The organism is Microbacterium sp. bgisy189 (assembly GCF_965345345.1).
GTDB lineage: Bacteria > Actinomycetota > Actinomycetes > Actinomycetales > Microbacteriaceae > Microbacterium.
Window position 1 is genome coordinate 133,965 of the sequence record NZ_CBDRMZ010000008.1, and the last position, 23,889, is coordinate 157,853.

At 69.6% G+C, this 23,889-nt stretch carries 24 protein-coding genes; 13 read left to right on the plus strand and 11 right to left on the minus strand.

Annotated elements, in window-relative coordinates; all coding sequences use genetic code 11:
* Positions 1–14 precede the first annotated feature (14 nt).
* From ACSF8R_RS11355 to ACSF8R_RS11375, 5 genes are read left to right on the plus strand one after another with little or no spacing between them, the layout of a single operon-like run.
* The gene (locus ACSF8R_RS11355) at positions 15–1,607 is read left to right on the plus strand and encodes a sugar ABC transporter ATP-binding protein (protein ID WP_434811986.1); all 1,593 of its coding nucleotides are present in this window, start codon (positions 15–17) and stop codon (positions 1,605–1,607) included.
* Entirely contained in the window at positions 1,604–2,653 is a 1,050-nt protein-coding gene (locus tag ACSF8R_RS11360; protein ID WP_434811987.1) for an ABC transporter permease, read from the plus strand. The genes ACSF8R_RS11355 and ACSF8R_RS11360 overlap by 4 nt, the downstream gene beginning before the upstream one ends.
* Positions 2,650–3,678, plus strand: coding sequence for an ABC transporter permease subunit (locus tag ACSF8R_RS11365; protein WP_064002850.1), 1,029 nt, complete (start codon positions 2,650–2,652; stop codon positions 3,676–3,678). The genes ACSF8R_RS11360 and ACSF8R_RS11365 overlap by 4 nt, the downstream gene beginning before the upstream one ends.
* A 37-nt stretch (positions 3,679–3,715) precedes the next feature.
* Positions 3,716–5,239 carry a sugar ABC transporter ATP-binding protein gene (locus ACSF8R_RS11370; RefSeq protein WP_423719484.1) on the plus strand — a complete coding sequence of 508 codons (1,524 nt, stop codon included), beginning with the start codon at positions 3,716–3,718 and terminating at the stop codon, positions 5,237–5,239.
* Positions 5,236–6,243: a LacI family DNA-binding transcriptional regulator gene (locus ACSF8R_RS11375; protein WP_434811988.1), complete on the plus strand. Its 1,008-nt coding sequence runs from the start codon at positions 5,236–5,238 to the stop codon at positions 6,241–6,243. Before ACSF8R_RS11370 ends, ACSF8R_RS11375 begins: the two co-directional genes overlap by 4 nt.
* Before the next feature lie 4 nt (positions 6,244–6,247).
* On the opposite strand, the gene ACSF8R_RS11380 is transcribed toward ACSF8R_RS11375, so the two are convergent.
* Complete coding sequence (locus ACSF8R_RS11380) at positions 6,248–6,838, minus strand: Pr6Pr family membrane protein (RefSeq protein ID WP_434811989.1); 591 nt, start codon at positions 6,836–6,838, stop codon at positions 6,248–6,250.
* A 49-nt stretch (positions 6,839–6,887) separates the two neighbouring features.
* On the opposite strand from ACSF8R_RS11380, the gene ACSF8R_RS11385 reads away from it, so the two are divergent.
* The 3 genes from ACSF8R_RS11385 (at position 6,888) to ACSF8R_RS11395 (ending at position 9,724) form a co-directional block, all read left to right on the plus strand.
* Positions 6,888–7,157 carry a hypothetical protein gene (locus ACSF8R_RS11385; protein WP_248170665.1) on the plus strand — a complete coding sequence of 90 codons (270 nt, stop codon included), beginning with the start codon at positions 6,888–6,890 and terminating at the stop codon, positions 7,155–7,157.
* 72 nt (positions 7,158–7,229) lie between these two features.
* Positions 7,230–8,516 carry an adenylosuccinate synthase gene (locus ACSF8R_RS11390; RefSeq protein WP_434811990.1) on the plus strand — a complete coding sequence of 429 codons (1,287 nt, stop codon included), beginning with the start codon at positions 7,230–7,232 and terminating at the stop codon, positions 8,514–8,516.
* Between the two features lie 8 nt (positions 8,517–8,524).
* Positions 8,525–9,724, plus strand: coding sequence for a lactonase family protein (locus ACSF8R_RS11395; RefSeq protein ID WP_434811991.1), 1,200 nt, complete (start codon positions 8,525–8,527; stop codon positions 9,722–9,724).
* Positions 9,725–9,738: 14 nt separating this feature from the next.
* Here the strand turns inward: ACSF8R_RS11395 and ACSF8R_RS11400 are convergent, their stop codons facing one another.
* Both ACSF8R_RS11400 and ACSF8R_RS11405 read right to left on the minus strand, forming a co-directional pair.
* Positions 9,739–10,380: a hypothetical protein gene (locus ACSF8R_RS11400; protein ID WP_434811992.1), complete on the minus strand. Its 642-nt coding sequence runs from the start codon at positions 10,378–10,380 to the stop codon at positions 9,739–9,741.
* Position 10,381: 1 nt separating this feature from the next.
* Positions 10,382–11,563 carry an AI-2E family transporter gene (locus tag ACSF8R_RS11405; protein WP_434811993.1) on the minus strand — a complete coding sequence of 394 codons (1,182 nt, stop codon included), beginning with the start codon at positions 11,561–11,563 and terminating at the stop codon, positions 10,382–10,384.
* Positions 11,564–11,604: 41 nt separating this feature from the next.
* Here ACSF8R_RS11405 and ACSF8R_RS11410 point away from each other — a divergent pair, with 41 nt between their 5' ends.
* Positions 11,605–11,892, plus strand: a complete 288-nt coding sequence (locus tag ACSF8R_RS11410) for a chorismate mutase (protein WP_434811994.1) — start codon at positions 11,605–11,607, stop codon at positions 11,890–11,892.
* 29 nt (positions 11,893–11,921) lie between these two features.
* Here the strand turns inward: ACSF8R_RS11410 and ACSF8R_RS11415 are convergent, their stop codons facing one another.
* The 3 genes from ACSF8R_RS11415 to ACSF8R_RS11425 are packed head-to-tail and all read right to left on the minus strand — an operon-like array spanning position 11,922 to position 13,968.
* Entirely contained in the window at positions 11,922–12,692 is a 771-nt protein-coding gene (locus ACSF8R_RS11415) for a hypothetical protein (RefSeq protein ID WP_434811995.1), read from the minus strand.
* Positions 12,689–13,594, minus strand: a complete 906-nt coding sequence (locus ACSF8R_RS11420) for an ABC transporter ATP-binding protein (RefSeq protein WP_434811996.1) — start codon at positions 13,592–13,594, stop codon at positions 12,689–12,691. The genes ACSF8R_RS11415 and ACSF8R_RS11420 overlap by 4 nt, the downstream gene beginning before the upstream one ends.
* A complete protein-coding gene (locus ACSF8R_RS11425; RefSeq protein WP_434811997.1) occupies positions 13,591–13,968 on the minus strand; it encodes a GntR family transcriptional regulator in 378 nt (125 codons plus the stop codon). Before ACSF8R_RS11425 ends, ACSF8R_RS11420 begins: the two co-directional genes overlap by 4 nt.
* A gap of 322 nt (positions 13,969–14,290) precedes the next feature.
* Between ACSF8R_RS11425 and ACSF8R_RS11430 the strand changes: the two genes are divergently transcribed.
* The 3 genes from ACSF8R_RS11430 to ACSF8R_RS11440 all read left to right on the plus strand — a co-directional run bounded on the left by ACSF8R_RS11430 (position 14,291) and on the right by ACSF8R_RS11440 (position 17,540).
* A complete protein-coding gene (locus ACSF8R_RS11430) occupies positions 14,291–15,628 on the plus strand; it encodes a quaternary amine ABC transporter ATP-binding protein (protein ID WP_434812013.1) in 1,338 nt (445 codons plus the stop codon).
* A complete protein-coding gene (locus ACSF8R_RS11435) occupies positions 15,628–16,563 on the plus strand; it encodes an ABC transporter permease (RefSeq protein ID WP_434811998.1) in 936 nt (311 codons plus the stop codon). Before ACSF8R_RS11430 ends, ACSF8R_RS11435 begins: the two co-directional genes overlap by 1 nt.
* Before the next feature lie 62 nt (positions 16,564–16,625).
* A complete protein-coding gene (locus ACSF8R_RS11440; protein ID WP_434811999.1) occupies positions 16,626–17,540 on the plus strand; it encodes a glycine betaine ABC transporter substrate-binding protein in 915 nt (304 codons plus the stop codon).
* Positions 17,541–17,576: 36 nt separating this feature from the next.
* On the opposite strand, the gene ACSF8R_RS11445 is transcribed toward ACSF8R_RS11440, so the two are convergent.
* The 5 genes from ACSF8R_RS11445 to purL all read right to left on the minus strand — a co-directional run bounded on the left by ACSF8R_RS11445 (position 17,577) and on the right by purL (position 23,497).
* Positions 17,577–18,350: a hypothetical protein gene (locus tag ACSF8R_RS11445; RefSeq protein WP_434812000.1), complete on the minus strand. Its 774-nt coding sequence runs from the start codon at positions 18,348–18,350 to the stop codon at positions 17,577–17,579.
* A 30-nt stretch (positions 18,351–18,380) separates the two neighbouring features.
* Entirely contained in the window at positions 18,381–19,361 is a 981-nt protein-coding gene (locus ACSF8R_RS11450; RefSeq protein WP_434812001.1) for a hypothetical protein, read from the minus strand.
* 55 nt (positions 19,362–19,416) lie between these two features.
* Positions 19,417–20,904 carry a sodium/proline symporter PutP gene (gene putP, locus ACSF8R_RS11455; protein ID WP_434812002.1) on the minus strand — a complete coding sequence of 496 codons (1,488 nt, stop codon included), beginning with the start codon at positions 20,902–20,904 and terminating at the stop codon, positions 19,417–19,419.
* A gap of 140 nt (positions 20,905–21,044) precedes the next feature.
* Positions 21,045–21,179: a hypothetical protein gene (locus ACSF8R_RS11460; RefSeq protein WP_434812003.1), complete on the minus strand. Its 135-nt coding sequence runs from the start codon at positions 21,177–21,179 to the stop codon at positions 21,045–21,047.
* Complete coding sequence (gene purL / locus ACSF8R_RS11465) at positions 21,176–23,497, minus strand: phosphoribosylformylglycinamidine synthase subunit PurL (RefSeq protein WP_434812004.1); 2,322 nt, start codon at positions 23,495–23,497, stop codon at positions 21,176–21,178. Before purL ends, ACSF8R_RS11460 begins: the two co-directional genes overlap by 4 nt.
* Before the next feature lie 141 nt (positions 23,498–23,638).
* Between purL and ACSF8R_RS11470 the strand changes: the two genes are divergently transcribed.
* Positions 23,639–23,857: a hypothetical protein gene (locus ACSF8R_RS11470; protein ID WP_434812005.1), complete on the plus strand. Its 219-nt coding sequence runs from the start codon at positions 23,639–23,641 to the stop codon at positions 23,855–23,857.
* Positions 23,858–23,889 lie beyond the last annotated feature (32 nt).

Genomic DNA, 23,889 nt, shown 5'->3' on the forward strand with positions numbered 1-23,889 from the left:
GAAAGGTGCGCCTCATGGTCGATGTCGCAGCCCCGCCGGAGTCCCCGGCCACCATCCCCGCGCATGACGAGGTCGTGCGGATGCGGGACGTCACCATCCGGTTCCCGGGCGTGCTCGCCCTGGAACGGGTCGACCTGACGCTGCGCGCCGGCGAGGTCCACACCCTCATGGGTGAGAACGGCGCCGGCAAGTCGACGCTCATCAAGGCGCTGACGGGCGTGTACGCCATCGACGGCGGGACGACCGAGGTGGCCGGCGAGCAGCGGGTGTTCCGCTCGACGGCCGACGCCGAGGCATCCGGGATCTCCACGGTGTACCAGGAGGTCAACCTCTGCACCAACCTTTCGGTCGGCGAGAACGTCATGCTCGGCCGCGAGGTGCGCCGGGCGGGCTTCATCGACTGGCGGGCCACCCACCGCGAGGCGACGCGGTACCTCGCCGCCCTCGGCCTCGACATCGACCCGCGCTCGGCGCTCGCGTCGCACTCCATCGCGGTGCAGCAGCTCGTCGCGATCAGCCGGGCGACGGTCGCCGATGCCCGGGTGCTGGTGCTCGACGAGCCCACTTCGAGCCTCGACCGCAGCGAGGTCGAGCAGTTGTTCGCCGTCGTCCGCGGTCTCCGCGACCGCGGCGTCGCCATCCTCTTCGTCACGCACTTCCTCGACCAGGTCTACGAGATCTCCGACCGGCTCACGGTGCTGCGCAACGGCCAGCTGGTGGGCGAGTATCTGCCCGCCGAGCTTCCCCGCGGCGAACTCATCGCCAAGATGATCGGCCGGCAGCTCGACGAGCTCGAGGCCCTCTCGCGCTCGGCCGAGCGCGAGATCGACCGCACCGCGACGCCCGTCCTGCGTATCGCGGGCCTGGGCCGCAAGAACGTCATCGAACCCGTCGACATGGAGGTCTACGAGGGCGAGGTCGTCGGCATCGCGGGTCTGCTCGGCTCGGGACGCAGCGAACTCGTCCGCCTCGTCTACGGCGCCGACCGCGCCGACGCGGGCACCCACGAAGTGCGGGGGGATGCCGCACGCATCACCAACCCGCGGAACGCGATCGACAAGCGCATCGCGTTCTCGAGCGAGGACCGTCGCGCCGAGGGCATCATCGCCGACCTGACCGTCGCCGAGAACATCGTCCTCGGCATCCAGGCCAAGCGCGGAGCGATGCGCCCGATCGGCCGCGCCGAGCGCGACGCCATCGTGTCGGAGTACATCTCGGCGCTCGGGGTCCGCCCCGCCGACCCGAACGCACTCGTGCGCAACCTCTCGGGCGGCAACCAGCAGAAGGTACTGCTCGCGCGCTGGCTCGCCACCGCGCCGCAGCTCATCATCCTCGACGAGCCGACACGCGGCATCGACGTCGGCGCGAAGGCCGACATCCAGCGCAAGGTCGCCGAGCTCTCGGCGGAGGGGCTCTCGGTCGTCTTCATCTCCTCGGAGCTCGAGGAGGTCGTCCGCATCGCGCAGCGCATCGTGGTGCTGCGCGACCGTTCTAAGATCGGCGAACTGGACGCCACCGACGTGACCGTCGACGACCTGGTCGCCCTCATCGCGCAAGAGTCCGGCGAGACGACGACGTCCCGCCTCAACCCGGAGACAGCGGCATGAACCCGACACTCAAGCGCTTCCTGGCGCACCGCCTCGTCTGGCCGATCGCGGCACTGCTCGTGCTCGTGATCGTCAACACGATCGCTCGTCCCTCGTTCATCTCCATCACGGTGCAGAACGGTCAGCTCTACGGGCCGCTCATCGACATCCTGCGCAACAGCGCACCGCTCATGCTCGTCGCGCTCGGCATGACGATCGTTATCGCGACGCGCGGCATCGACCTCTCGGTCGGCGCGATCATGGCGGTCTCGGGCGCGGTGGCCCTCACCTTCATCTCGTCGTCGCCGGCACCCGAGGACCTCTCGACGGTGCTCATCGCGATCGCGCTCGCCGTCGGGGTCGCCCTCGTGCTGGGTGTCTGGAACGGCTTCCTCGTCGCCGTCGTCGGGGTGCAGCCGATCATCGCGACCCTCGTGCTCATGCTCGCCGGCCGCGGCGTCGCCCTCCTCATCACGGGCGGCTTCATCACGACGATCACGAGCGCGCCGTACCGCTTCATGGCGCAGGGGTACCTCGTCGGTCTGCCGTTCGCGTTCTACGTCTCGGTCGTCGCGATCGTCATCGTCGCCGTCCTGCAGCGGCGCACCGCGCTCGGCGTCCTCACCGAGGCCGTCGGCATCAACCCCGAGGCCAGCCGCCTCGCCGGCGTCCGCTCGCGCGGCATCGTCTGGGGCGCGTACGCGGCGAGCGGTCTGCTGGCGGGCTTCGCCGGCATCCTCTACTCGTCCAACATCATGGCGGCCGACGCGAACGCCGCGGGCCTCTACATCGAGCTCGACGCGATCCTCGCGGTCGTCCTCGGCGGCACGAGCCTCATGGGCGGCAAGTTCACGATCGCCGGCACCGTCGTCGGCGTCTTCACGATCCAGACCCTCAAGTCGACGATCACCTTCCTCGGGGTGCCGCCGGCGGTCAGCCCGCTGTTCCTCGCCATCGTGGTCGTGATCGTCGTCCTCGTGCAGTCCCCGCGCACGCGGTCCCTCTTCGCCAAGGGAGCCGATGCCGTCCGGGGCGGCACCCGTCGCACCGTGGAGGTGGCCTCGTGAGCGCGATCACCGCAGACCTCGGACGCACCGGCGGCTTCGCCGACACGGTCCAGCGCTTCCGCAGCCGGCACGCCTCGTGGGTGCCCGTCTTCGCGGCCGTCGTCATCCTCGTCGCGATGCTCATCGGGGCGCAGGCCTACTTCGGCAATTTCGTCACCCCGCGCGTGCTGTCGGCGCTGCTGCTCGACAACGCGTACCTGCTGATCCTCGCCGTCGGCATGACCTTCGTCATCCTCACCGGCGGCATCGACCTGTCGGTCGGCGCCGTGATGGCCTTCACCGGCATGCTGGGTGCCAGCATGCTGAGCCAGGGGATGCCGGTGGCCCTCGTCATCCCGGTCATGCTGGTCCTCGGCGCCCTCATGGGTCTGTTCGTCGGCGTGCTCGTGCAGTACTTCGGGGTGCAGCCGTTCATCGCCTCGCTCGCGGCCATGTTCGCGGCGCGCGGTCTCGCGTTCATGGTGAGCCTGTCGTCGATCCGCGTCGAGGAGCCCGCCATCCTGTGGCTGCAGTCGACCCGCATGCAGGGCGGGCCGGGCAGCTTCTACCTGACCCCGACCGGCATCCTGGCGCTGCTGGTCGTGCTCGCCGGCATCCTGATCCTGCAGTTCACCCGCTTCGGACGCACGATCTACGCGATCGGCGGCAACGAGCAGTCCGCGCGCCTCATGGGTCTGCCGGTCGTGCGGACGAAGCTGCTCGCGTACGTCATCAGCGGTGTGTGCGCGGGACTCGCGGGTGTCGTCTTCACGGCGTACACCGGGGCCTCCTACCCGTTGAACGGCATCGGTACCGAGCTCGACACCATCGCCGCGGTGGTGATCGGCGGCACGCTGCTCACGGGCGGCAGCGGGTTCGTGCTCGGATCGATGATCGGCGTGTTCGTCTACGGCACCATCAAGACGGTCATCTCCTTCCTCGGAGTCGACCAGTCGTGGACCCGCATCACGATCGGAGCACTGCTGCTCGTCTTCGTCGTCGTGCAGCGCCTGCTCGTGGCGCGGACCGCGCGAACGTCGCGGTGACGCTCGTGGGGAGCTCACCGCGGGCATGATGGTCCGTATGGATGCGCGCGAAGCAGCGGTCGCGCCGGTCGTCGAGGTGACCGGCGCGACCGTTCGCTTCGGCTCCGAGACGGTGCTCGACGCCGTCGACTTCCGTCTGCTGCCCGGCGAGGTCCACTCGCTGATGGGCGAGAACGGCGCCGGCAAGTCGACGCTCATCAAGGCGATTACGGGTGCGCTGCGACCGGATGCCGGGACGATCCGCGTCGGCGGTGAGCCGGTGCACTTCGCCTCGCCCGCCGATGCGCTCGCCGCGGGCATCAGCGCCGTCTACCAGGAGATCGATCTGCTGCCGAACCTCTCGGTCGGCGAGAACGTGCTGCTGGGACGCGAGAGCAGGCGGTTCGGGGCGATCGACTGGCGCGAGACGCACCGCCGCGCGGGCGAGATCCTCGAGGGGCTGGGGCTCGACATCGACCCCCGCACGCGACTGTCGCGGCATTCCCTGGCGATCCAGCAGCTCGTCGCGATCGCGCGGGCCATCTCGGTCGACGCCCGTGTCGTGGTGCTCGACGAGCCGACCTCGAGCCTCGACCTCGACGAAGTCGCCGAGCTCTTCCGCGTCATCCGCGAACTGACCTCCCGCGGTGTCGCGGTGCTGTTCGTCTCGCACTTCCTCGACCAGGTCTACGAGATCTGCGACCGCATCACGGTGCTGCGCGGCGGCCGCCGCATCGGCGAGTACGTGCCGACCGAGCTGCTGCGCATCGACCTCGTCGAGAAGATGCTCGGACGCGGGGCCGACGAGCTCGACGTCCACCAGCGGGAGGATGCCGCGGCATCCTCTCCCGTCGCCCTCGCCGGACGCGGCCTCGTCTCGGGGACGGGGCTGACCTCGGCCACCCTGGCGATCGGCGAGGGCGAGGTCGTGGGTCTCGCGGGGCTGCTCGGTTCGGGACGGTCCGAACTGGCGCGCGCGCTGACCGGGGTGGATCGACCGGATGCCGGTGAGATCGAGGTCCGCGGTGCGCCCGCCGTGCTCGCGACGCCGCGACGGGCGATCGGGCAGGGGATCGTCTACTCGTCCGAGAACCGGCGCACCGAGGGGATCATCGGCGAGCTCAGCGTGCAGGACAACATCACCCTCGCGCTGCAGGCCGATCGCGGCATCCTGCACCGGCTCACCCGCGCCCGCCGGCGCGAGCTCGCAGTGAGCTGGATCGAGGCGCTCGACATCCGTCCCGCCGATCCGGACCGGCCGGCGGGGACCCTGTCGGGCGGCAACCAGCAGAAGGTGCTGCTCGCGCGGCTGCTCGCACTCTCGCCCCGGGTGCTCGTGCTCGACGAGCCGACCCGCGGCATCGACGTCGGCGCGAAGGTCGAGATCCAGCGGCTCGTCGCCGACCTCGCCGACAACGGCCTGTCGGTGCTGTTCATCTCGGCCGAGCTCGAGGAGGTGCTGCGGGTCTCGAACCGCATCGCGATCATGCGGGGCGGTCGACTCGTCGACACCATTCCGGCGGACTCGCTCACCGTCGACTCGCTGCTGGCGCTCGTGGCCCGACCCGAGGACGAGTCGTGAGCGACGAGCGCGGTGCGAAGTCCGCGAACATCTTCGACGTCGCGCGCCTCGCCGGCGTCTCGCACCAGACCGTCTCGCGGGTGCTCAACGACCTGCCGAACGTCCGGCCCGCCACCCGCGCGCGGGTCGAGCAGGCGATGGCGCAGCTGCGCTACAGCCCGTCGCCGGCGGCCCGCGCGCTCGTCTCCAAGCGCACCCGGACCATCGGGCTGATCACGCCGGGCACGGCGGACTTCGGGCCGACGTCCATCGCGATGCACTTCAACGTCGCGGCGCGCGTCGAGCGGTACTCCGTCGACTCGGTCACATCGCCCGACACCGACCCGGCGAGCGTCCGCTCGGTCGTCGAGGGCCTCCTGCGCCAGCGCGTCGACGCGATCGTCCTGGTCGTGACCGACCTCGGCGTCCTCGAGGTCGTCCGCGGCCTCGACCTCGGAGTGCCGATGGTCGCCGCGGCGGCGACGCAGCGACGGCACCCGTCCCTCGTGTCGATCGACCAGTACCGCGGTGCGCGCTCGGCGGTCCGCCACCTCGCAGAACTGGCGCACCGACGCATCCTGCACATCGCAGGACCGGTGCGCAATCCGGACGCGGTCGAGCGCATCCGCGGGTGGCGGGACGAGCTCGCCGCGCACGGACTGTCCGCCGGTGAACCGGTGCACGGCGATTGGTCGGCCGCGAGCGGGTTCGAGATCGGCCGCACCCTTGCCGTCGAGCCGGGCGACGCCGTCTTCGTCGGCAACGACCACATGGCGATCGGGCTGCTGTCGGCCCTCCGCGCGCGGGGCCTGCGGGTGCCGGAGGACGTCGCAGTGGTCGGGTTCGACGACGTGCCCGAGGCGGCGTACCTGTCGCCGCCGCTGACGACCGTCAGGCAGGACTTCCGCGCGCTCGGGGAGCTCATGATGCAGAAGGTCCTGCTCGCGGTGGAGGAGCCCGACGGTCTCACCGAGGACACCCCGCTGCCCACGCACCTGATCGTGCGCGAGTCCTCGGGGCGCTGACGACTCAGGGGGTCGCGGGGACGACGGCGGGGGATGCCTCGCGTTCCCGCCCGCGCAGACGCGAGATCCACACCACGAAGGAGCCGACCGCGACGAAGGCGGCGGCGATACCCGCGACGTAGGCCCACACCCCGCCCCAGCCTGCGACGCCGTTCGGGTTGAGGAACGGGTAGGGGTACCAGAACGCGACCCCGAGCCGAGGGTCGGTGACGAACGGCCCCCGCAGCAGCGTGTAGGCGATCCATATGCTCGGCACGGCGAGGACGGCCAGCACCGACCGCCAGGGCAGCGCGCGGCGGGTGGGGGCGATGAGCAGGTCTAGCAGCAGGAACGCCGGAGCCACGACGTGCACGATCTCGTTCGCCCACGCGACGTGGTCGTCCGCGTTGTTCGGCAGGGGACGCAGCAGGATGTTGTAGACCACGCCCGTGATGAGGAGGCACGTGGTCGCCACCGCGAGTGCCAGCGCGATGCCTCGCGGCTCGCGCTGCTCGTGATGCGGCCGCATCCAGAACCACACGACGGCAGCGAGCAGGGCGAGCACACCGTCGGCCACGTTCGGGTACGCATGAGCGAACGATAGCGCGCGGAGCACCGTGCGGAGACGACGTCGTCAGCGTGGCTGCCGCGACGAGAATGGGCGGGTGGATGTCGGACAGCTGCAGGCGATCGTGCGCGACGAGGCGCTGGACTCGCCCGTGCTGTACGGAGTGGGCACGGTGGCGACGGACGCCGTCGTCCTCGCGCGCGACGATCACGGCGCATGGCGGGTATGGGTGTCCGACGAGCGGGGCGGGGCCATGGGCCGCACGCTGCGCGTGTTCGACACCGAGTCGGACGCCCTCGAGTACGTGCTGCAGAAACTCCGTCAGGTGATGCGCTCGCGCCGCTCGATCGAGGACTGGCGCCGCTGATGACCGCACGTCGGTGCCGGGCACCCGGCCCGATAGGATGGGGTCTAACCGTCCGATAACGGGGGAGTAGGCATGCCAGGCATCGTCATCGTCGGAGTGCAATGGGGAGACGAGGGCAAGGGCAAAGCCACTGACCTCCTCGGTGAGCGCACCGACTGGGTCGTCAAGTTCAACGGCGGCAACAACGCCGGTCACACGGTCGTGATCGGTGATGAGAAGTACGCCCTGCACCTGCTGCCCAGCGGCATCCTCTCGCCCGGCGTGAACGCCGTCATCGGCAACGGTGTCGTCATCGACCTCGAGGTGCTCTTCGACGAACTGACCGCGCTGCAGGCTCGCGGCATCGACACGTCGCGGCTGCGCGTGAGCGCGAGTGCGCACGTCATCACGTCGTACCACCGCACGCTCGACAAGGTCACCGAGCGCTTCCTCGGCAAGCGCATGATCGGTACGACCGGTCGCGGCATCGGTCCGAGCTACGCCGACAAGATCAACCGTGTCGGCATCCGCATCCAGGACCTCTTCGACGAGAACATCCTGCGCCAGAAGGTCGAGGGCGCCCTCGATCAGAAGAATCACCTGCTCGTGAAGGTGTTCAACCGTCGCGCCGTGACCGTCGACGAGGTCGTCGAAGACCTGCTGTCGTATGCCGACCGGCTGCGTCCGATGGTCGCCGACACGGGGCTGCTGCTGGGCCAGGCGCTGGATGCCGGTGATGTCGTCGTCTTCGAGGGCGGTCAGGCCACGATGCTCGACATCGACCACGGCACCTACCCGTTCGTGACGTCGTCGTCGGCGACGGCCGGTGGCGCGGCGACCGGTTCGGGCGTCGGTCCGAACCGCCTGGACCGCATCGTCGGCATCGTGAAGGCGTACACGACGCGGGTCGGGTCGGGTCCGTTCCCGACCGAGCTGTTCGACGAGAACGGCGACTTCCTGCGCTCGCGCGGGTTCGAGTTCGGCACGACGACGGGGCGTCCGCGCCGTGTCGGCTGGTACGACGCCCCGATCACCCGGTATGCGACGCGCATCAACGGCATCACCGACCTCGTGCTCACCAAGCTCGACATCCTCACCGGACTCGACCAGATTCCGGTGTGCGTCGCGTACGACGTCGACGGTGTGCGCTACGACGAGGTGCCGGTCAACCAGACCGACTTCCACCATGCGACCCCGATCCTGGAGTACTTCCCGGGGTGGAAGGAAGACATCTCGGGTGCCCGCACGTTCGAAGACCTGCCGCTCGAGGCGCAGGACTACGTGCTCGCGCTCGAGGCGATGAGCGGCACCCGCATTTCGGTGATCGGTGTCGGCGCGGCGCGTGACGCGGTCGTCGTGCGTCACGACCTCGTCGACTGACCCGCGCGGTGCGACTGTTCCTCGGCGCGTACGGCGCCGACATGCAGGGCCAGGCGACCGGCATCGGCGTGCTGCATGCCGGCGCGGTCGACTCGCCGCTCGCGTCGGGTCCGCTGGGTGTCGGCCCGGATGCCGTCGCCGCGATGTCGCCGTCGTGGATCGCGTGGCATCCGTCGCTCGATGTGCTGTACGCCGCGCTCGAGGGCGCCGGCATGGTGCAGGCGTATCTGCGCACGGGCGAGGAGCGGTTCGAGCCGCTTGCCGCGCCGGTCGCGGTCGGATCGGCGGTCTGCCACGTCGCGCCATCGCCGGACGGGACGATGCTGCTGGCGTCGTGTTGGGGTGACGGTCGGGTCGTGCGACTGCCGCTGGATGCCGATGGCCGGCTCGGGCGTGCGTCGATCGCGCCCGAGGTCATCGACCCGTATGGTGCTGTCGTCGATCCGGTCGAGCCCGACGCGGACGAGGTTGCGGCCGCACGCGAGGCGCTGCGCGCGGCTGTCGGCGAGGAGTACGACGAGCTGCTCGGCGGAAGCCCTCCCGGGTCGCCCGGCGAACGTACTCCCCGGCCGTTGAGCGAGCGCAGCGAGACGAAACGCGCCGAGCCGCGCCCGTCCCACGCGCACCAGGCGGTGTTCCTGCCCGGTGGGCTCACGGCGACGACCGACATGGGGCGCGACGTCGTGCGCCTGTGGCGGGTCACCGGCGACGGGCTGCGGCTGGTGCAGACCGTCGTGCTGCCGAAGGGGTCGGGTCCGCGCCACATGGTGTGGCATCCGAGCGGGCACCTGTATGTCGTGACCGAGCTTTCACGCGAGCTGTTCGCGCTCGCCTCCGACGGCGCGGGAACGTGGCGCATCGCGGGGGGAGCCCCGCTGGCACCGGGGGCGCCCGACACCGACACGGCGGCCGAGATCGCGTTGTCGCGTGACGGCGAGTTCGTCGTGTCGGCCCTGCGCGGATCGAACACACTCGCGGTGCTCCGCGTCGGCGGTGGCGGCGCGGAGTTCGCGCCCGTCGCGCTCGCCGATTCGGGGGTCGACTGGCCGCGGCATCACCTCATCGAACGCGATGCGATCGTGGTCGCGGGCCAGCGTTCCGACGAGGTCGTCTCGCTCGGGTTCGACGAGCGCACCGGCATCCCCTCGCGTGTACGTCACCGGACAGCGACCCCATCGCCGACCCGCCTGCTGCCGGACCGCGCGTAGGCTGCCGGCGGGGCTCAGGGTTCGGCGCCGACGACGAACAGGCCCGTGTAGGGGTTGACGTGCAGCGTCGTGCCGCGGCGCCATTCGCCGTCGTCGCTGTAGGAGTACGACCCCGAGACGAGCCCGTTCTCGCGCACGACGTGGGTCGGTCCGCACATCTGCAGCTCTTCGCCGACCCACGACACGAGCACGCAGGTCGTCTTGCCGTCGTCGCGTGTGGCCCACCAGACGTCGTCGTCGCGGATCGAGACCATGGGGCGCAGCGATCCGGCATCCCACGGGCCGAGGGCCGAGAGCTCTCGCTCGCGTTCGGCGAAGGAGATCGGTGCGTCGGGGGTGGCCGACGGGTTCGACGCCTGGATGCCGGCCCGCGGCAGGAACGGGGCGGCCGTGAGGCCGGCGACGATCCCGATGAGCAGCAATGCGGCGCCGAGGGCGACGACGGGCCACCGACTGCGCGCACCGATCACGACCGCACTGGGCGCAGCGGGTGCCGATCTGGATGCCGGAGATGCCGTGTGTTGCGATCCGGCGTGCGGGTGGGCGAGGCGGTGCTGGTCTTCGAGCTCTGCCAGTCGGGCGCGTTCGGTCGGCGTCAGCGCGCCCGAGTCGGGGCCGTAGGCACGGCGCCGCAACAGGGCGAGCTCGTCGGGCATGTCACACCTTGGCGTCCTGCTTCGGGATGATGACCTTCTTGAGGATCAGCAGGATCGAGGCCGTCACCGGGATGGCGACGAGTGCCCCGAGCAGTCCCATGAGCGTGCCGCCGACCAGTGCACCGATGACGACGAGCGAGCCGGGGACCGAGATCGCCTTGTTCATGACCCTCGGCGTGATGACGTATGCCTCGATCTGCATGTACAGGAGGTAGACGCCCGCGAAGATCAGTGCGAGCAGCGGGTCGGAGATGAGTGCGACGAGGGAGCCGATCACCCAGAACAGCACGGGTCCGACGAGCGGAATGATCGTGATGCAGAACGCGATCACCGCCAGCAGCTGCGGGAACGGCAGCCCCAGCGCGAGGTAGAGCAAGAACGTGAACAGCGCGTTGAAGAACGCGAGGATCACCATGCCCGCAAGGTAGCTGCCGACCGACGCCGTGATCTCTTCGGTGAGCTCCCCGAGCAGCGGGCGAGTGCGCGCCGGTGCCAGCCGGTAGAACGTCTGCTTGATCTGCGGCAGGGTCGCCACGAAGTACAGGCTCAGCACAATGACGATCAGCATGCCCGACAGCGTCGAGACCACCGACACCCCGACCTGCAGCACCCCGCCGCCGATCGCCGCGAGATTGTTCGGATCGGTCAACAGACTCTCGAGCTCGGAGAGCAGAGACGAGACCGAGTCGCCGAGCTGCGCGGTCACCCAGGTGTAGAACGCGGTCTGCTCGAACGACTCGATCGTCGTGGGCAGGTCGGAGATGAACGCGGCCACCTGCGTCGCGACGGTCGGAATGATCAGCCACAGCACGGCCGCCAGAAAGATCGCGAACAGCACATAGACGATCGCGATGGCGCCCGCACGCGACAGCTTGCCCTGCTGCAGCCGGCGCACCACCGGATCCAGGCCGAGCGCGACGAACAGCGCGAAGGCGATGTAGATCCACACCGTGACCAGCTGGCTCACGGCCATGCCGAGCAGCACTGCGACGAGTCCGCCGAGCACGAGGAAGAAGCCGATCGCGAACGGCCGGTTCAGGAACGCCCAGACCGTCCGTCCCGGTGGCGGCGCATCGGGTGCCGCGGCCGTACCGACGGTTGCGTCGACGCCGGTGACGGGTTCGCCACGGCGCAGCATCCGTCGCAGGCTCGGGCGGCCGGGGGACGACGCTTCGTCGGTCATGGTCACACTCTAGGGCGGTAGGGTCGGACCCGGGAGGAACCATGACCGACGCCACCGCTCAGCTGCACAGCCTCAGGGCCAGTATCGACAACATCGACGCGGCGCTGATCTTCATGCTCGCGGAGCGCTTCCGCTGCACGAAGCAGGTCGGCGTGCTCAAGGCCGAGCATGGCATGCCGGCATCCGACCCGTCTCGCGAGGAGCAGCAGATCGCGCGCCTGCGTGCGCTCGCCGAGCAGGCCGACCTCGATCCTGAGTTCGCCCAGAAGTGGTTCAACTTCGTGGTGGCCGAGGTCATCCGCCACCACACCGAGGCCGCCGAGCGGTAGCCCGACGGCCTCGTGCCGCATGCGCCCGGTCAGGCCGGGACGCGGCGGAGGGTGAGAAAGCAGCCGAGCCCGAGGGCGGCGCCGAGGAGCACCTCCCACAGCGTGAGGCCGACGATGCCGGTCGTCGCGAGCCACGCGCCGACCTCCGGCCACATCTGCTGCCACGTGAACAGGGCGATCAGCCCGACGAGCAGGAGCGCGATCGCGATGATGATCGCGGTGAGCCACGCGGCGCCGTACTGCTTGTAGACGATGGCGAACCAGAAGCCGAGCACGAAGAACAGCATGATCGTCGTGAAGTACGCGAACCATGCGCCGACCGGGCCCGCCGCCCACACCCAGCCCAGGTATGAGAAGTAGCCGTTGAGCCCGTAGCCGTTCGTGACCTGTTCGATGAGGCCGAGGCCGACGAACACGAACGCCATCCCGGCGGCGCTGATGGCGGCGGCCAGCAGCGATCCGAGGAAGAACTCCCGCCGCGTCAGGCTCACTGCCTGCGAGAACGGGAACGTCAGCGACAATGCCTGAATGCCGACGGCGAGGTAGTACCACATGGGTGCCTGCGCGCCGCCGCCGATGACGCTGCCGTCGCCGTTGCCGGTCTCGTTGACGTTGGGGATGCCGGCGCTGTGGAGGATGCCGTAGATCATCAGCGAGATGAGCCACGACGCCCCCAGCACCATGAGCGGCACCCAGATGAAGGTCTGCCGGTTGACGTACTGCAGGCGCACGACGTTGAAGATGCGGCCGCGCGGCGCGGCGGGGGCAGCAGCGTACGCTGCGGCGTCGACCGTGGTCATGACAGGGCTCCTTCGGTGATGTCGGCGGTGCCGGCGGCGTGCTGCGTGCGGCGCACGATCAGCTGCTGCAGCGAGACCGGGGCGAGGTCGAGACCGGCATCCTGGGCTTCGCGCCGCTCCTGTGGCGAGAGCCCGCCGAGCACCGTGACGCTGGCGACGTGGCCGAGCGATTCGCGGTGGATGATCTCGCGGCCGGCGATGAACGATTCGACGAGCGCGGCGTCGCCGACGAGGGTCGCGGCGGAGGCCCGTGCGTCTTCGGTGGTCTCGTCCATGATGATGCGGCCGTTGTCGATGACGAGCACGCGTTCGAGCAGGTTCGCGACCTCGTCGATGAGGTGGCTCGACAGGATGATGGTGCGCGGGTGGTCGGCATAGTCCTCGAGCAGTCGGTCGTAGAACAGCTGTCGGGCGACGGCATCGAGGCCGAGGTACGGCTCGTCGAAGAAGGTGATCTCGGCGCGCGATGCCAGTCCGATGATGACGCCGACGGCGCTGAGCTGCCCGCGCGAGAGCTTCTTGATGCGCTGCTTCATGGGCAGCTGGAAGTCGGCGATGAGCCGGTCGGCGAGGGCCTGATCCCAGTGCGGAAAGCACAGCCGCGCCATGCGGAACGCGTGGGTCGGGGTGGCGTCGTCGGGGTACTTCTGACTCTCACGAACGAAGCACATGCGGCTGAGCACGCGGGCATTCTCGTAGGGGTGCTCGCCGAAGACGCGCACGTCGCCCGAGGTGGCGAAGTTCTGTGCCGTGAGGATCGACATGATGGTGGTCTTGCCGGCGCCATTGCGCCCGAGCAGGCCGTAGATGGTGTCCTTCTCGATGGAGAACGACACCGCGTCGACGGCCGTCTTGCGGCGGTAGCGTTTGGTGAGGTTCGACACCTCGATCACGCTCGTCATCGGGGGTTTCCTTCCGTGTTGGTGGCCCGCTCCCGCAGGAGGAGAGCGAGGTCGTCGGGGTCGAGGCCGAGCTTGCGCGCCTCGGCGAGCAGCGGGTCGAGGAAGCGGTCGGCGAACGCCTCGCGCCGCTCTGCCAGGAGCAGGTCGCGGGCGCCTTCGGCGACGAACATGCCGATGCCGCGGCGCTTGACGAGCACACCCTTGTCGGTGAGCATCGCGACTCCTTTTGCGGCGGTCGCGGGGTTGATGCGGTGGAAGGCGGCGAGCTCGTTCGTCGACGGCGCCTGGTCGTTCTCGGCCAGGCCGCCGGCGAGGATCGAGTCCTCCACGGTCTCTGCGATCTGCAGGAACAGTGGTCGGCCTTCTTCGATCACACCGGACCTCCTCGTACTTGGTCGGTTACTTACTTGACTAACTAACCATGCAACGATGGATGCCGCGCTGTCAAGCGTTCTGCTCGAATCTCCCCGGTTTGCACTTGCAGATCGACCTCGTTACCGTGGAAAGAGGGCCGTGTGCCCCGAACGACCAGTCCGCGCACGTCGAACGCTGAGGCACCCGAGGCCCGCACGACGGACGTATGGTCGGTGAGTTGGGCGACGAACCCGATGTACGTCGCCGCTGTGCAGTGAGCGCGTGTCCTCCCCTGACACGCAGGCCGTTGCACCGGATGCCACCGACCCGGGCGTGACCGAGATGCGGCCTGTACGCGCGGCCGCTGAGGCGAGATCTGTGAGTTCTGCACCCGCTGTCGAAGCGAGGAATCTGTTCAAGGTCTTCGGGCGCAACCCGAAAGACGCCATCAAGCGCCTCAAAGCCGGCCAGACGCGGTCCGAGGTGGCCGACGCCGGCACCGCCGCCGTCATCGACGCGTCGTTCACCGTCGAGCGCGGTGAGATCTTCGTGATCATGGGCCTGTCGGGCTCGGGCAAGTCGACGATCATCCGCATGCTCAACGGTCTGCACGACGCGACCGACGGTTCGGTGCTCATCCACGGCGACCCCATCACCGACGTGCCGGCGAACCGGCTGCGCAGCATCCGCCGTGAGCGCATCGGGATGGTGTTCCAGCACTTCGCACTGCTGCCGCACCGCACCGTGGCCGCCAACGTCGCCTACCCGCTCGAACTGCGCGGCGTTGCGAAGGCCGAGCGGCTCGCGAAGGCCGAAGAGATCCTCTCGCTCGTGGGGCTCGAGGGCTGGGGCGACAAGCTGCCCTCGGAGCTGTCGGGTGGTATGCAGCAGCGCGTCGGCATCGCCCGCGCGCTCGCCGCAGACACCGACATCCTGCTGATGGACGAGGCGTTCAGCGCCCTCGACCCGCTCATCCGCCGCGAGATGCAGGAGCAGCTGCTCGAACTGCAGCAGAGCCTGCAGAAGACGATCGTGTTCATCACGCACGACCTCAACGAGGCGATGTTCCTCGGCGACCGCATCGCGGTCATGCGCGACGGTCGCATCGTGCAGATCGGCACACCCGAAGACATCCTCACCGACCCCGCCAACGACTACGTCGAGCAGTTCGTGCAAGACGTCGACCGTGCCCGCGTGCTGACGGCCGCGAACGTCATGGAGCGCCCGAGCCCCGCCGTCGTCGCCGAATCGGCCGGCCCCCGCACGGCGCTTCGCACGATGCGCGATGCCCGCATGGCCGCCGTGTACGTGACCGACCGTGCGCGAAAGCTCATCGGCATCGTCACCGACCGCGACGCCCTCAAGCTCGTGCGTCGGGGCGACAGCGACCTGCGCGGTGCCCTGCGCCCGGCGCCGCAGAGCGTCGGCGTCGACGACGTGCTGGCCGACCTGTTCGTGCCCGCCGCCGAGTCGCCGCTGCCGCTCGCAGTGACCGATGCCGAGGGTCGCCTGGTCGGCGTCATCCCACGCATCACGCTGCTGACCGCGCTCGGCCCGCAGACCACCGACACGACCGAGATTCCCGTGCTGCCCGAGCCCGTGCCGCACGCCTTGATCGACGAGGTGCTCGCGGAGGCCGTCGTCGAAGCCGTGTCGGGCGAAAGTGAGGAGGTGCGCTGATGGATGGATTCCGCATTCCCGTCGGCGAGTGGGCCGAGGCGATCGTGGACTGGATCCGCGACAACCTCGCCTGGCTGCTGTCGGCGATCTCGGACGGCCTGGGCTGGCTGATCGAATCGCTCACCGGCGCCCTGCTGAGCCTGCCGATCGTCGTGTTCGTCATCATCGCGGCGCTGCTGGGCTGGTTCGTGCGCTCGTGGAAGTTCGCGATCGGCACCGCCATCTCGTTCGTCCTCATCCTGGCGATGGGGCAGTGGGTCGGCGCGATGCAGACCCTCGCGCTCGTCGTGGTCGCGACGCTGATCGCCGTCGTCATCGCGGTGCCCGTCGGCATCCTCGCGGCGCGCAGCAACCGCTTCAGCGCGATCATCAAGCCGGTGCTCGACCTCATGCAGACCATGCCGGGGCTCGTCTACCTCATCCCGGCGATCGTGTTCTTCAGCCTGGGCGACGTGCCGGGCCTTGTCGCGACCGTCATCTTCGCGCTGCCCCCGGGCGTGCGACTGACCGAGCTCGGCATTCGAGGCGTGGATGCCGAGACGGTCGAAGCGGGCATGGCGTTCGGCGCCACCCCGGGGCAGATCCTGCGCGGCGTGCAGCTGCCGCTGGCGATGCCGACGATCATGACCGGCGTCAACCAGGTCATCATGCTCGCCCTGTCGATGGCGGTCATCGCCGGCATGGCCGGTGCCGACGGCCTGGGCAAGGAGGTCGTGCAGGCGATGTCGACCGTCGACATCGCCAAGGGCGCCGAGGCGGGGCTCAGCGTCGTGCTGCTGGCCGTCTACCTCGATCGCCTGAGCGCCGCGCTCGGTCAGCCGAGTGCATACGACAGCTCTCTGCGGGCACTCCTCGGTCGGCGACGGACGGCGGCATCGACGACGCGTCGCGCCGCGCAGGCTCCTGAGCCCGTGCTCGCAGGCGGCACCGTCTGACCGGTCTACGGCCGCACCACACACCTATACGGAACGAACGAATCCATACGGAAAGGAATCACATGAACAAGCGACACCTCACAGCAACCCTGGCGCTCGGCGCCGTCGCATCCCTCACCCTGGCCGGCTGCGCGAGCGGCAACCAGACCGAGGGCGGCTCGCAGGAGGGCGGCACCGAGAGTCTCGGCACGATCACGCTCGGCTTCCTGCCGTCGTGGACCGACGGGCTCAGCACCGCGTACCTGCTCGAGGACCAGCTCACCAAGCTCGGCTACACCGTCGAGATGGAAGAGCTCACCGAGGCCGGTCCCCTGTACACCGGGCTCGCCCAGGGTGACGTCGACATCTACCCGTCGGCCTGGCCCGAGCTGACCCACGCCTCGTACATGGAGAAGTACGGCGACCAGATCGAAGACCTCGGCGCGTACTACGAGGGCGCCAAGCTCACGATCGCGGTGCCCGAGTACGTCGACATCGACTCGATCGAAGACCTCGCCGGCAACGCCGACCGCTTCGACGGCAAGATCATCGGCATCGAGCCCGGTGCGGGCCTGACCGCGCAGACGCAGGACTCGATGATCCCCGCCTACGAGCTGGGTGACGAGTACGAGCTGGTGACCTCGTCGACGGCGGCCATGCTCGCCGAGCTCGACACCGCCACGAGCGCCGAGGAGGACATCGTCGTGACCTCGTGGCGTCCGTTCTGGGCCAACGAGACCTACGGCCTGAAGGACCTCGAAGACCCGAAGGGCGCCATGGGCGAGCCCGAGGCGCTGCACTTCCTCGGCACCGCAGGCCTTGCCGACGAGTACCCGGAGGCGGCCGAGCTGATCGCCGGCATCCAGCTCGACGACGCGCAGTACGCGTCGCTCGAAGACATGGTCGTCAACGAGTACGGCGAGGGCAAGGAGACCGAAGCGGTCGACGCGTGGATCGAGGCGAACCCCGACGCGTTCGACACCCTCATCGCGGAGTAAGGGGCGCGCGGTAGTTGCCGCGAACCCTCACGCTCTTCACGAACCCTCACGTTCTGCACGCGCAGAACGTGAGGGTTCGTTCGTTTTGTGTGGGTTCGCGGGGGTGGACGGACGCTGCTCCAGCTGCAGGCCGACGCGCTTCTCGAGCACCTCGACCGCCTCGTCAGAGAGGGCGATGAGCCCGTCGAGCTCTTCACGCACGCGCCGATAGGCGAGGTGACGTTCGGCCGGTGTCGCGGCCTGGTCGACGGCGGTCGCGAGCAGCCGCTGCGCCGTGCCGAGGCGTTTGCGCTCGACCTCGGTGAACCCGGCGTCCTTCGTGCGGCGCGCCTCGCGTTCGGCGAGGTCGAACGCGACCTCGTAGTCGGTGACGGCGGCGCGGTATTCGGTGACCTGGTCGGGGGTGACCTTGGCATCCACCGAATCGGGGCGCAGCCGGTCGGCGATCTTCTTGGCCCGCAAGAAGGCGGCGGTGAGGTCTTGGCGGCCGTCGCTCATGGCGGGGAAGGCGATGAGCTTCGCCACGTCGAGTTCGTAATCGAGCCAGCGCGCCGTCACCTCGTCGTGCGTCGCGAACAGCTTCTCGAGCTGATTCGGCAGTGGCGCGGGCTTGGTGATGGGCTTCGGCTCCGACGCCCGTGCCGCGGTCTTCGCCCCCGCGATCTCGGCCTTGGCGCGCAGCACTTCGAGGCGACGCTTGTGGCGGCGTTTGGCGTAGTAGTCCCAGCGCCCGAGGATCGCGCCGGACGCCCCGATGAGCGGGAACGCGAGCCACCAGTAGCTCCCGAGGAAGTTGAAGAACGCGTCCACGTTGCCATGCTACGCGGGGAGCTCGTGGCGTCAGTCGCGGGGGCGGCGATCGGTGCGTGATGGGACCGGCCAGATCGGGCGTGCGGTCGGGGGCGGTGGCACGTCGGATGCCGGCGCTCCGGACGGCGGCGGTGCGTCCTGCGGCGGGGCGCTCGGCGGGCGAGTCGTCTGGGTGGGATCGGCTCGTCCGGGCTCGGTTCGGGCGCGTTCGTCGCGGGCCGTGCGGCGCGACTCGATCAGTTCGGCGGCTGCTTCGGCTGCACGGGCCAGCGCGTCGGTCGACCGGGCCAGCACGTCTTGTGCGGCGACGGTCCACGCCGGCTGCTCGGCCGGCACGGCGCCGCTCGCCCGAGCCTGCCGCCACGCCTCCTTCTCGGCCGCCTCGAACGTGCGCTCCAGGTCGACGACGGCATCGCGGTACGCGGCGTACTCGTCGGGCGAGACCCTGGCATCCGGTTTCGGGCGGGCGTGCGACGCGCGGGCGCGCACCTCGAGGAACACCGAGGTCGTCGGCACCTTCGCGTCGCTCATGGCGGGGAACGCGATGAGGCGGGCCGGGTCGGTCTCGTACTCCATCCAGCGCGCCGTGATCGCATCGTGCCGGGTGCGCAGCGCGTCGAGCGGCGGAGGTGCGGCGCGGTCGCCGAGGGCAGCGCGCGCGGCGGTGAGCTGGGCGCGGCGGGCGCGGACGGTCGCACTCGCGGCACGCGCGTCGCGCTGCGCGGTCTGCAGTTCGCGGCGGGCGGTGCTCACATCGCGCGCACTGGCGCGGGATGCGGCACGCTCGGCCTGCACACGGGCGACCTCGGCGCGCGCGATGCGCACCGCCGAGCGAGACGACGTGACCGCCGAGCGGGCTTTGGCGAGCTCGACGCGTGCGGCGTCGTACGCGAGCCGGCGGGCGGTGTCACGACGAGCCATGCGCACCCCCACGAATCCGAGCGTTCCCGCGCCGACGGCCGCGGGCGCGATCCACCACAGCTCTGCGACCGATGCCCACAGCGGATCCACGCGCCCAGCCTAGCCAGCGCGCCTGAACATCTCTCAGGATCGGGGGTGCTCGGGGTCAGGCCTTCTGGACGACGATCGCCTGCGTGTCGGTGAACTCGCGTTCGATGCGCTCGTCGGGCTTGTGCGTTGCGAGGCTGACGAGCATCGCGACGAGCAGCGCGCCGACGAAGCCGGGCAGCAGTTCGTAGATGCCGGTGTTCAGCAGGCCCCACGTGAAGACGATGACCGCGCCGGTGGCCATGCCCGCAAGCGCGCCCCACGTCGACAGGCGACGCCAGAACAGGCTCAGCAGGATGATCGGCCCGAAGCTCGCACCGAACCCGGCCCACGCGAACGACACCAGTCCGAGGATGGTGTCGTTCGGGCTGATCGCCAGCAGCGCCGCGATGACCGCCACGGCCAGCACGCAGCCCCGGCCGAGGTAGGCCAGCATCCGGTCGCTCGGCGGCGTCTTGCGCATGACCCGGAACAGGTCTTCGACGAGGGCCGACGAACACACCACGAGCTGGCTCGAGATCGTCGACATGATCGCGGCGAGCACGGCGGCGAGCACGAGGCCCGCGACCAGTGGATGCAGCAGCGTCTGCGACATGAGCAGCACGATCGTCTCAGGGTTGGCGAGGTCGATGCCGCGGTCGGCGATGAACGCGACGCCGATCAGACCCGACACCACGGCGCCGAGCATCGACAGCACCATCCAGGTCATGCCGATGCGACGCGCGGGCTTGGCCGCGGCTGCACTCGGCAGTGCCATGAACCGGATGATGATGTGCGGCTGCCCGAAGTAGCCGAGCCCCCACGCGAGCGCCGAGATGATCGCGATGAGGGTGACGCCGGTGAACTCCTCGCCGCCGAACATCGACAGATGGGCGGGTTCGACCTCGGTGAGCGTCTCGCCGACGGCGGCGATGCCGCCGAGCTGGGTGATCGCGACGATCGGCACCACGATCAGCGCCGTGAGCATCATGAGGCCCTGCGCGACGTCGGTCAGCGATGCGCCCAGGAACCCGCCGAACAGTGTGTAGGCGAGGGTCACGATCGTGACCAGCAGCATGCCGACGAGGTAGTCGCCGTCGAACGCGCTCTCGAAGAACACCCCGCCGGCGACCATGCCCGACGAGATGTAAAGCGTGAAGAAGACGAGGATGATGACCGCGGAGAGGATCCGCAGCAGCCGGGTGCGGTCCTTCAGCCGGTTCTCGAAGAAGCTCGGCACCGTGATCGAGTTCGCGCTCACCTCCGTGTAGGCGCGCAGGCGCGGGGCGACGAGCAGCCAGTTGAGGTACGCGCCGATCGTGAGGCCGATCGCGATCCACGCCTCGATGAGCCCGGCGGCGTAGATCGCACCGGGCAGACCCATCACGAGCCAACCCGACATGTCGGATGCCCCGGCGCTCAGCGCCGCAGCCCACGGCGGCAGGTTGCGCCCGCCGAGCATGTAGTCCTCATGCGTCTTCGTGCGCCTGGCGGCGAAGTAGCCGATCAGCAGCATGCCGGCGAAGTACACGCCCAACGCGATGAACAGGTAGACCTGGTCGGACATCGTCGTCCTCCATCCCTCGTCGTGCCCGCCACGCTACCGCGCGACACCCGATCGTTGAGCGAGGAGCGCAGCGACGAGACGAAACGCAGCCCCGGGCCGACGGTTCGTCTCGCTGCGCTCGCTCAACGACCGGAACGAGCTCAGCCGAAGAGCAGGGCGAGCACCGTCGCGCCGCCGCCGACGAGGATCATCGAGATGATGACCGACCAGGCGATGACCTTCATGCGCGTGGCGCGCTTGTCGGCGAAGCCCGAGTACTCGTCGAGGTCACTCATGCGCTGACCTCTTCGATGACGGGACCGAAGGCGGCCGGCAGCGTGCCGCGCGACTGCTCGCGGAGCTCGGTCAGCGGCACGGTGAAGATATCCTGCACCTCGAGCGCCGGCTCGTCGCCGTCGGCCGCGACGTCGGTGACGCCGATGCGCAGCACCGGGTAGCCGCGTCCGTCGCACAGGCCGCGGAACTTCACGTCCTCCTCGCGCGGCACCGACACGATCACGCGACCGGTGGATTCGCTGAACAGGGCGGTCGCGGCATCCACGCCGTCGCGCTCCATGATCTCGCGCAGCCACACGCGGGCGCCGACGCCGAAGCGCATGACGCCCTCGGCGAGAGCCTGCGCGAGCCCGCCCGACGACAGGTCGTGCGCGGCCGAGACAAGACCCTGCTGACCGGCGGCGTGCAGCAGGTCAGCGAGCTTGCGCTCGTTCTGCAGGTCGACGGCCGGCGGGTGACCGCCGAGGTGACCGTGGATGGTGCCGGCCCACTGCGAACCGCTCAGCTCAGTCGAGGTGACACCCAGCAGGTAGATGTTCTCGCCGGCATCCTGCCACCCCGACGGGATGCGGCGGGCGACGTCGTCGATGATGCCGAGCACACCGACGACGGGCGTCGGGAAGATCGGGGTGTCGCCGGTCTGGTTGTAGAAGCTGACGTTGCCGCCGGTGACCGGCACGCCGAGCTCGAGGCATCCGTCGGCCAGGCCGTCGACGGCCTGCTCGAACTGCCACATGACCTCGGGGTTCTCGGGGCTGCCGAAGTTGAGGCAGTCCGTGACGGCGGTCGGGACGGCACCCGTGACGGCGACGTTGCGGTACGCCTCGGCGAGGGCCAGCTGCGCACCCGCGTACGGGTCGAGCTGGCAGTAGCGGCCGTTGCAGTCGGTCGCGATTGCGAAACCGAGGCCGCTCTCCTCGTCGACGCGGATCATGCCGGCGTCGTCGGGGAAGCTCAGGGCGGTGTTGCCCATGACGTAGTAGTCGTACTGGTTGGTGACCCACGACGTGTCGGCGAGGTTGGGGCTCGCGACCAGCTGGGTGAACTGCTGGCGCAGCGTGTCGGGGTCGTCGGTGCGCGGCAGGGCGGATGCCGAGTCGTCGCGCAGCGCATCGATCCAGGTCGGGTAGGCGACGGGGCGCTCGTACACCGGGCCGTCGACGGCGACCGTCGAGGGGTCGACGTCGACGATCTGCTCGCCGTGCCAGAAGATCTGCAGGCGGCCGTCGCCGGTGACCTCGCCGAGCACGCTCGTCTCGACATCCCACTTGGCGACGACCGCGAGGAACGCGTCGAGCTTCTCGGGAGCGACGATCGCCATCATGCGCTCCTGGCTCTCGCTCATGAGGATCTCTTCCGGCGTGAGCGTGGGGTCGCGCAACAGCACGTTCTCAAGATCCACGCGCATGCCCGATCCGCCGTTGGCGGCGAGCTCGCTCGTGGCGCACGAGATGCCGGCGGCGCCGAGGTCCTGGATCGCCTCGACGAGCTCGCCCTGGTACAGCTCGAGGCAGCACTCGATGAGCACCTTCTCGGCGAACGGGTCGCCCACCTGCACCGCGGGGCGCTTGGTGGGGCCGCCGTCGGCGAAGGTGTCGGATGCCAGGATCGACGCGCCGCCGATGCCGTCGCCGCCGGTGCGTGCACCGAAGAGCACGACCTTGTTGCCGGCGCCGGTGGCGTTGGCGAGCTTGATGTCTTCGTGGCGCATGACGCCGACCGCGAGGGCGTTGACGAGCGGGTTGCCCTGGTAGACGGCGTCGAACACGGTCTCGCCGCCGATGTTGGGCAGGCCCAGGCAGTTGCCGTAGAAGCTGATGCCGCTGACGACACCGTGCACGACGCGGGCGGTGTCGGGGTGGTCGATGGCGCCGAAGCGCAGCTGGTCCATGACGGCGACGGGGCGGGCGCCCATCGAGATGATGTCGCGGACGATGCCGCCGACGCCGGTCGCGGCGCCCTGGAACGGCTCGATGTAGCTGGGGTGGTTGTGCGATTCGACCTTGAAGGTGACCGCCCAGCCCTCGCCCACGTCGACGACGCCGGCGTTCTGGCCCATGCCGACCATGAGGCGTTCTTTCATCTCGTCGCTGACCTTCTGGCCGAAGCGGCGCAGGTAGATCTTCGACGACTTGTAGGAGCAGTGCTCGCTCCACATGACCGAGTACATCGCCAGCTCGCCCGAGGTGGGGCGGCGGCCGAGGATCTGCTTGATCTGGGCGTACTCGTCGGCCTTGAGGCCGAGGGCGCCGTACGGCTGCTCCTTCTCCGGCGTGGCGACGGCGTTCTCAACGGTGTCTGCGACGGGGGTGCTCACGCGGCGTGACTCCAAAGTTCAGGGGTGCCGGGGGATGCCGCCAAGTCTACGGGGTGGGTGCCGTGCTGTTTCGGCGCGTCGGGTGCCCGATCTGACCGACTTCGGGTCGCATATGGCGGGTGAGCGGCACTGTGACCCGCAATGCGCGACGACGTGGGGGTGGCCGCTGATGCGGCTGACGGCGCGGGCTTCGCGGAGGAAGCGGCGGCGGTTGCGCTCGTCGTCCATCATGCGCGAGTCGATTTTGACGGCGACGCGGCGGTCGGTGGAGCGTTGGGTGCCGGTGTAGACGACGGCGAACCCGTCGCGGGGTCGGGGCTGTGCGGGCGTCAGGCCGCGTCCGACATCGTCAGCGTGTAGCGGGAGCGTCCGCCGCGTCGGGGGGTTTGGGC

What these genes read in the sequence shown, in the direction of transcription:
- ACSF8R_RS11355 (WP_434811986.1), top strand. Translation starts at nt 15, where the DNA reads ATGGTCGATGTCGCAGCCCCGCCGGAGTCCCCGGCCACCATCCCCGCG.
- ACSF8R_RS11360 (WP_434811987.1), top strand. Translation starts at nt 1,604, where the DNA reads ATGAACCCGACACTCAAGCGCTTCCTGGCGCACCGCCTCGTCTGGCCG.
- ACSF8R_RS11370 (WP_423719484.1), top strand. Translation starts at nt 3,716, where the DNA reads ATGGATGCGCGCGAAGCAGCGGTCGCGCCGGTCGTCGAGGTGACCGGC.
- ACSF8R_RS11390 (WP_434811990.1), top strand. Translation starts at nt 7,230, where the DNA reads ATGCCAGGCATCGTCATCGTCGGAGTGCAATGGGGAGACGAGGGCAAG.
- ACSF8R_RS11400 (WP_434811992.1), bottom strand. Translation starts at nt 10,380, where the DNA reads ATGCCCGACGAGCTCGCCCTGTTGCGGCGCCGTGCCTACGGCCCCGAC.
- ACSF8R_RS11405 (WP_434811993.1), bottom strand. Translation starts at nt 11,563, where the DNA reads ATGACCGACGAAGCGTCGTCCCCCGGCCGCCCGAGCCTGCGACGGATG.
- ACSF8R_RS11410 (WP_434811994.1), top strand. Translation starts at nt 11,605, where the DNA reads ATGACCGACGCCACCGCTCAGCTGCACAGCCTCAGGGCCAGTATCGAC.
- ACSF8R_RS11415 (WP_434811995.1), bottom strand. Translation starts at nt 12,692, where the DNA reads ATGACCACGGTCGACGCCGCAGCGTACGCTGCTGCCCCCGCCGCGCCG.
- ACSF8R_RS11420 (WP_434811996.1), bottom strand. Translation starts at nt 13,594, where the DNA reads ATGACGAGCGTGATCGAGGTGTCGAACCTCACCAAACGCTACCGCCGC.
- ACSF8R_RS11430 (WP_434812013.1), top strand. Translation starts at nt 14,291, where the DNA reads ATGCGGCCTGTACGCGCGGCCGCTGAGGCGAGATCTGTGAGTTCTGCA.
- ACSF8R_RS11435 (WP_434811998.1), top strand. Translation starts at nt 15,628, where the DNA reads ATGGATGGATTCCGCATTCCCGTCGGCGAGTGGGCCGAGGCGATCGTG.
- ACSF8R_RS11440 (WP_434811999.1), top strand. Translation starts at nt 16,626, where the DNA reads ATGAACAAGCGACACCTCACAGCAACCCTGGCGCTCGGCGCCGTCGCA.
- putP (WP_434812002.1), bottom strand. Translation starts at nt 20,904, where the DNA reads ATGTCCGACCAGGTCTACCTGTTCATCGCGTTGGGCGTGTACTTCGCC.
- ACSF8R_RS11460 (WP_434812003.1), bottom strand. Translation starts at nt 21,179, where the DNA reads ATGAGTGACCTCGACGAGTACTCGGGCTTCGCCGACAAGCGCGCCACG.
- ACSF8R_RS11470 (WP_434812005.1), top strand. Translation starts at nt 23,639, where the DNA reads ATGCGCGACGACGTGGGGGTGGCCGCTGATGCGGCTGACGGCGCGGGC.